The following is a 6,379-nucleotide window of genomic DNA, read 5'->3' on the forward strand; positions in this document are numbered from 1 at the left end:
TATTCTAATTAATTCCTTTACTTATAAAATGACATTAGGGTAGAATTTTTCTTAATAAACGAGCATTTTGAGGGGGTTTCGATTATGGGGAACGGGAAAGTGTGGAGTTCGTTTGAGGAAGCCGTTGCAGATATAAAAGATGGGGATACAATAGCTGTTGGAGGCTTCGGGCTATGTGGTATTCCTGAAAAATCTATTGCGGCTTTAGTGCAAAAGGGAATACAGGACTTAACAGTTGTCAGTAATAATTGTGGTGTTGATGATTGGGGCTTGGGGCTTTTACTGGCAAATAAACAAATAAACAAAATGGTTGCATCCTATGTAGGGGAAAATAAAATTTTTGAACAGCAATTTTTAAGTGGTGAACTAGAAGTAGAATTAACACCACAAGGCACATTAGCTGAACGTTTGCGAGCTGGCGGGGCTGGAATTCCTGGCTTTTATACGGCTACTGGAGTAGGGACGCCAATTGCTGAGGGAAAAGAAGTAAAGGTTTTTGATGGCAAGGAATATATTTTAGAAAAAGGAATTACCGCTGATTTTGCACTTGTTAAAGCATGGAAGGCAGACAAGCTAGGGAATTTAGTGTTCAGGAAAACATCCCGTAATTTTAATCCACTAGCTGCAATGGCAGGGAAAATTACAATAGCAGAGGTAGAGGAAATCGTTGAAGTGGGAGAATTAAATCCGGATCATATTCATACACCTGGTGTGTTTGTACAACGCGTATTATTAGGGGAATATTACGAGAAGCGTATTGAGCGTTTGACGGTGAAGAAGGGGGAAGATTAATGGCTGATACAAGACAAAGAATCGTCAATAGAGCTGTGAAAGAAATACAAGATGGGATGAATGTTAATTTAGGTATTGGTATGCCAACACTTGTTGCCAATGCCATTCCTACTGATTATGATGTGCTTTTACAATCAGAAAACGGTCTACTTGGAATTGGACCTTATCCAACGGAGGAAGCGGTTGATCCTGATTTAATAAATGCTGGGAAGGAAACGGTAACGGCTGTACCAGGTGCCTCTTTCTTTGATAGTGCGGAATCTTTTGCGATGATTCGAGGAGGACATATTGATCTTGCTATTTTAGGCGGTATGGAAGTATCTGAGACAGGTGACCTTGCAAACTGGATGATTCCAGGGAAAATGGTCAAGGGCATGGGAGGCGCCATGGATCTTGTTGTCGGTGCGAAAAGAGTTATCGTAATAATGGAGCATGTTAATAAAAATGGGGAATCTAAAATTAAAAAGCAATGTGAGCTTCCGCTGACAGGTAAGGGTGTAGTGCATCGATTAATTACAGATCTCGCTGTTTTCGACTTTACAACGGATGGAATGCAGCTTATCGAATTAGCAGAGGGTGTCACTATAGAGGAAGTAAAGGAAAAAACAGCTGCTTCATTCAGTATTGCATTATAATCAGTGTAACCAGTTCTTTTTGGAGCTGGTTATTTTGACTTGATTCAGCCCCTGGTGAATGTTATGTATTTTGAAGAGGATTCGGGCTCGATAAAATCGGGATGCAATTACGCCTAGGGTAGAATTGATTATCCAAGGAGTGTTCAATTTATGGATGTGCTAGATGTAAAAGAGGAAATTAAACAGCGATTTAAGTTGAGAACTGCTAAAAATAGACCTTTTATTGTGGCAATTGATGGATTAGGTGGGGCTGGCAAGTCTACTATAGCTCATCACCTTGTAGAGGAGCTTCAGTCTATATGTACTGTGACACTTATTCATATTGATAATCATATCGTAGAAAGATGTAAACGTTATGATACGGGCCATGAGGAATGGTTTGAATATTATTATTTACAATGGGATATTGAAAGCTTAAAAAATAATCTATTTTTACCCTTACATAATTGTGCTTTACTACTGAATCTCCCATTTTATAATCAGCATACAGATACAATATGCGAAAGAAGTATGAACATAGAAGCTAATAGTATTTTTATAATTGAAGGGATATTTCTTATGCGTCATGAGTGGAGATGCTTTTATGACTATAGCCTGTATCTAGACTGTCCTTCATCTATCAGAGAGGAAAGAGTATTACAACGAGATGTGTATATAGGTGATTTTATAACACGACTTCATAAGTATAAAAGTAGATATTGGCCAGCAGAGAAGTATTATTTAAGGAAAGTAAATCCATTAGCTGTAGTGGATACGGTATATGAAGTTTAATCCACCATTACTTGGAAATAGCATGAATATGGGGGATTTTCAGTCTTATGACGGTTCTGCAGCTCTCCTTTTTCATTATACAATGATTAAAAAAGGAGAAAAGTAAATGTTACAGTAATGGTCAAAAGAATTACAGGTAGCACAGATCCGCATGGCAAGACCCACTGATCAATTAAAGGAAATAGAACGATTTTATCTTCATTCAGCAGAAGACTCTCACCTCCTCTACAGGTGGTGAGATGAATGCGGTTTTGTTTCCTTTTCAGTGGGTGTCCAAACATCTACTGAAATAGAGGAACTCAGTCTAAAAACGCCACGTCCTGTGGCAATGACTGAGTGACCAACATCTTGTTGGCCCAAAGCCTCCGGCGGATGTCACGGATTTTCAAAGGAATGAATAAAAGGATGTTAGCCTAAAACCTTCGCATCCTGCGAAAACGGCTAACTGACCTGCATCAGTAAAAACGCCACATCCTGTGTCATTACCGAAATGACCGACATCGTGTCGGCCCTCGTGCAGACCTGAGCACAATTCAAAATCCGGACGCAATTACGCCAAGGCGAAATTGATTGTCAAGGAGTGGGTTTAAAAAAATTGGCTCATTTTCGGGACACCGAGGCTACAATGGGATAATGATTGGTCTTCCGAATGCTGCTTATCATTTAGAATTTACGGAGCATATAGAGGGTAGTCCATGTCCAGCACCAACCAAGGATAATCAACTTGTTCTCTATATACCAAGTATTGAAACAATACAACAGATAGCGGGTCGTTTAATGCAAATGGGGTATCCAGAAGTAGAGCCAGAAAATCTATATTGGGCTGAAAAAGGGATCACGATTGAAGATCCAGATGGCTGGCGCCTAGTTTTGATGAATACAAAAGGAATTTAATATTAATGCCATGAGCTTTTACATCCATTGTAGGCTCGTTTTTTTATGGAAATGCCGCAAATACCCATTGTGGTATATAATACAATAAGACAATAATATGGAGGTTTTCAGCATGGAGCGAATAAAGACAAAAGAAGAGTGGAGAGAAGTTTTACAGCTATCGAGGCATACACCTTGTCTAGTGTTAAAATACAGCATGACTTGCTTTAGTAGCATTTCGGCATTAAAAGAGTTTAAGGCACTGGAAACTATCCTGCCAAAGTATATAGTTATCGTGCAAAAGGATAGAGAGATATCAAAAATGATTGAGGAGGAACTTGAGGTGAGGCATGAATCCCCCCAGCTTTTAATCTTGCAGGGAGGGAAGGGTGTTTGGCAGGCAACGCATTATAAGATAAAGCAATTACTCCTATCTGAGGCCATTAGTATGTATGTTAAATAAATAAAAAAGATACCCTTCATTATACATGGTGGGGTATCTTCTTTGCAGAAAGCTATTTATTGCCCTAATGCTTCATTTTGATGATAGTGAGAGGCAATTGATTCTAATTCTAGTTGAGAATAGTCCGCCCAATTGACCTTTCTAAAATCTTCCTCATTAAAATATATGTTTAATACCTCAGTCATATCTTCGACGCCACCAGGTTCTGTTAATGGAGCAGACCAAATAATTGCTGGTGTTTTAACACTTTTTAATTTTGAAAGTTCAGCAAATATTTTCGCGGAGTCCTTTAACATTTGACTTTTTGAGCCCTGTTTTACATCTGCATCTTGAATGGAAATTGTAACAATTCCCTTTTTATCTTCCACTGTAAATTTACTTTTGACAGTCGCACTCACTATATCCTCAACTGAGGTATTACTATCAACCGCTGCTTCCTTAGATGTCGTATTTTTTCCACATGCTGATAATAATAGTGTTGCAAGTAAAAACATATAAAATACCTTTTTCATTATCATGACCTCCCTTGTTACTACCATATATGCACAAAATAGTGGCGAATTATACAAGATGCAGGAAGGTTATCAATACTTTTTTCACTCTAAGTGGGAAGATGATTTTATTTGGGGCATTGATTTGGTTGGAGTAATAAATACCTATTTTTTAACCTAAATTTAACCTTTGAAAAGTATAATATTACAAGCCGTACAATTCTAATTGATAAAATCTTATATGTAATTAACTTAATAGTTTGAAAGGAAAGGGAAAATGAAATGAGTCAAACCTTTAAAATAGTATCATTAATTTTTCTAACAATCACCTTTACAATAGGCTGCTTATTAGGATTGCTTTTTGGGGAAGATAGTAAAGCCTATGCTGCTGAAAATTGGAAAGATGCAGAAATCGGGGGAATAGAGGGTGCTCAATATGCAACTCTATTAAACTCAAACAACACTCTTTATATTTCTTATGCGGATTCTAATCATGGTGGAAAAGTAACAGTGAAAAAATATAATGGGAACGTTTGGGAGTCCGTTGGGAGCGAAGGCTTTTCCGAAGGTCCGACACGATACCCATCTTTGGCAGCGGTTAACGGAGAGCTTTATGTGACCTATCTTCATAATACTAATGCTGTCATGAAGCAATATGTGGGAGGGAGCTGGGAAACAGTTTGGACAGAAACTAATGCATCAGATGAGTTCCCTCCATTCCTAAAGAGTATTAATGGGAAAAAATATTGGGCATATGCACGTGCAGTAAAGGTGGGTGGGACAGAAAGAGTTCATGCCAGAGTCATGGAGAATGAAGGAAATAATAATTGGGAAGAAATATTGGACGCTTCCAATCAAGCAGGGAACATCCTAAATGTTGCATTAGCCAGTCAAAATGGAAAAGTGAAAGTAGTGCTTGTATGGCCTAGTAATATGATACATGTTTACATTTTTAATGGGCGGCAGCAGGGTACATGGTGGTCATTCGAGGAGCAGTATAGCATGTCATCACGAAATCCTATCGCTGCAGCTGCCAATGATACTAATCATTCCTCTTATTTTGCTACAGTAGATATGAAAGATAGCTCTATAAAGGTGTACACGGATATTCCAGGCTACAATAACTCATCCATGAGCAGTCCCGGTCATTCTAGAATGGATGAGGGGACACATGCATTGGCCATGGATGTCAAAGATGATATTCCTTATTTAGCATATATAGATAGCAATAGCGGAAAAGTAACGGTAAAGGTTAATGCTGGGAATTGGGAGGCATTAGGCAATGAAGCTTTTTCGAAATCAGATGTAAAAGGACTTTCTTTATCCATTGTTAGTGGTGCTACTTATGTTGCAGCAACGGATTCTTCTGGGAGTTCTACCGTATATAGAATGGCTTCAACACCTCCTTTATTATCTACTAGTGCAACAAGTAGTGATGTAGCTAAAGCAATCGAAATTATGTTTACAGATGACCCAACATGGCGTCAAAAGATTAAAGCGGTAAAAGACGAAACAAACAGGAGACTTTCATACACAGTTGATCAAGGAAAAATTACGATTAAGGCAAATGAGCTAACTGCAACTGGTCATACTCTCAAGGTAACAGCAACTGGCTATACAGATACATCGGTGAAGATTTTATCCGATAATACAGATTTGAGCAACATAGTACTGGATAGTGGCTCTCTAAATGAAACCTTCGATTCAACAAAGACAAACTACACACAGAATGTGAGTCATAACGTTACAAGTATACAGGTAACGCCTATTGCGACTGATGCGACTGCAACGGTAACAGTTAATGGCAATTCTGTGTTGAATGGACAAACAAGTACACCAATATCTTTACAGGCAGGGAGTAATACAATCACGATTGTTGTAACAGCACAGACTGGTACAACAAAGACGTATGTGATTCAAGTAAATCAAATGTCACCATCAACAAATGCTGATTTGAGTAGCTTAACCCTAAGTAGTGGGCCTTTAAATGAAAGCTTTGATCCAGCGAAGACGAGCTACACCCACAATGTAGTCCAGAGCGTCACAAGCATACAGGTAACACCTATAGTGACCGATGCAACTGCGACTATAACAGTTAATAACAATAACGTGCAAAGTGGACAAGCAAGTGCACCTATTCCTTTGCAAGCAGGAAGTAATATAATTACTATTGTTGTGACAGCACAGAGTGGGGCAACGAAGACATATACGATTCAAGTAGAGCAATTTACGCCGTCAACAAACGCAGATTTAAGCAACTTAACCGTAAGTAGCGGTCCTTTAAATGAAAGCTTTGATCCAGCGAAGACGAGCTACACCCACAATGTAGTCCAGAGCGTCACAAGCATACAGGT

At 38.7% G+C, this 6,379-nt stretch carries 7 protein-coding genes; 6 read left to right on the top strand and 1 reads right to left on the bottom strand.

What is annotated here, in order from left to right; translation table 11 throughout:
- Window positions 1-84 precede the first annotated feature (84 nt).
- The 5 genes from AC1RNS_RS16115 (at window position 85) to ytxJ (ending at window position 3,534) form a co-directional block, all read left to right on the top strand.
- The gene (locus tag AC1RNS_RS16115; RefSeq protein WP_492994088.1) at window positions 85-792 is read left to right on the top strand and encodes a CoA transferase subunit A; all 708 of its coding nucleotides are present in this window, start codon (window positions 85-87) and stop codon (window positions 790-792) included.
- Complete coding sequence (locus AC1RNS_RS16120; protein WP_492994090.1) at window positions 792-1,427, top strand: 3-oxoacid CoA-transferase subunit B; 636 nt, start codon at window positions 792-794, stop codon at window positions 1,425-1,427. Before AC1RNS_RS16115 ends, AC1RNS_RS16120 begins: the two co-directional genes overlap by 1 nt.
- 150 nt (window positions 1,428-1,577) lie before the next feature.
- Window positions 1,578-2,198, top strand: coding sequence for a nucleoside/nucleotide kinase family protein (locus tag AC1RNS_RS16125; RefSeq protein ID WP_492994092.1), 621 nt, complete (start codon window positions 1,578-1,580; stop codon window positions 2,196-2,198).
- Window positions 2,199-2,768: 570 nt separating this feature from the next.
- Window positions 2,769-3,092: a VOC family protein gene (locus tag AC1RNS_RS16130; RefSeq protein WP_492994094.1), complete on the top strand. Its 324-nt coding sequence runs from the start codon at window positions 2,769-2,771 to the stop codon at window positions 3,090-3,092.
- Between the two features lie 112 nt (window positions 3,093-3,204).
- Window positions 3,205-3,534 carry a bacillithiol system redox-active protein YtxJ gene (gene ytxJ, locus AC1RNS_RS16135; protein ID WP_492994096.1) on the top strand — a complete coding sequence of 110 codons (330 nt, stop codon included), beginning with the start codon at window positions 3,205-3,207 and terminating at the stop codon, window positions 3,532-3,534.
- Window positions 3,535-3,590: 56 nt separating this feature from the next.
- Here ytxJ and AC1RNS_RS16140 read toward each other — a convergent pair whose 3' ends face one another.
- Window positions 3,591-4,046, bottom strand: coding sequence for a hypothetical protein (locus AC1RNS_RS16140; RefSeq protein ID WP_492994098.1), 456 nt, complete (start codon window positions 4,044-4,046; stop codon window positions 3,591-3,593).
- A 261-nt stretch (window positions 4,047-4,307) separates the two neighbouring features.
- Between AC1RNS_RS16140 and AC1RNS_RS16145 the strand changes: the two genes are divergently transcribed.
- On the top strand, window positions 4,308-6,379 hold a 2,072-nt coding region (locus AC1RNS_RS16145; RefSeq protein WP_492994099.1), incomplete at its 3' end, for a cadherin-like beta sandwich domain-containing protein.

The sequence above is a fragment of the Lysinibacillus sp. GW821-FHT14F06 genome (genome assembly GCF_058803665.1).

Coding starts and splice junctions, on each gene's coding strand:
- AC1RNS_RS16115 (WP_492994088.1), top strand. CDS start 85: ATGGGGAACGGGAAAGTGTGGAGTTCGTTTGAGGAAGCCGTTGCAGAT.
- AC1RNS_RS16120 (WP_492994090.1), top strand. CDS start 792: ATGGCTGATACAAGACAAAGAATCGTCAATAGAGCTGTGAAAGAAATA.
- AC1RNS_RS16125 (WP_492994092.1), top strand. CDS start 1,578: ATGGATGTGCTAGATGTAAAAGAGGAAATTAAACAGCGATTTAAGTTG.
- ytxJ (WP_492994096.1), top strand. CDS start 3,205: ATGGAGCGAATAAAGACAAAAGAAGAGTGGAGAGAAGTTTTACAGCTA.
- AC1RNS_RS16140 (WP_492994098.1), bottom strand. CDS start 4,046: ATGAAAAAGGTATTTTATATGTTTTTACTTGCAACACTATTATTATCA.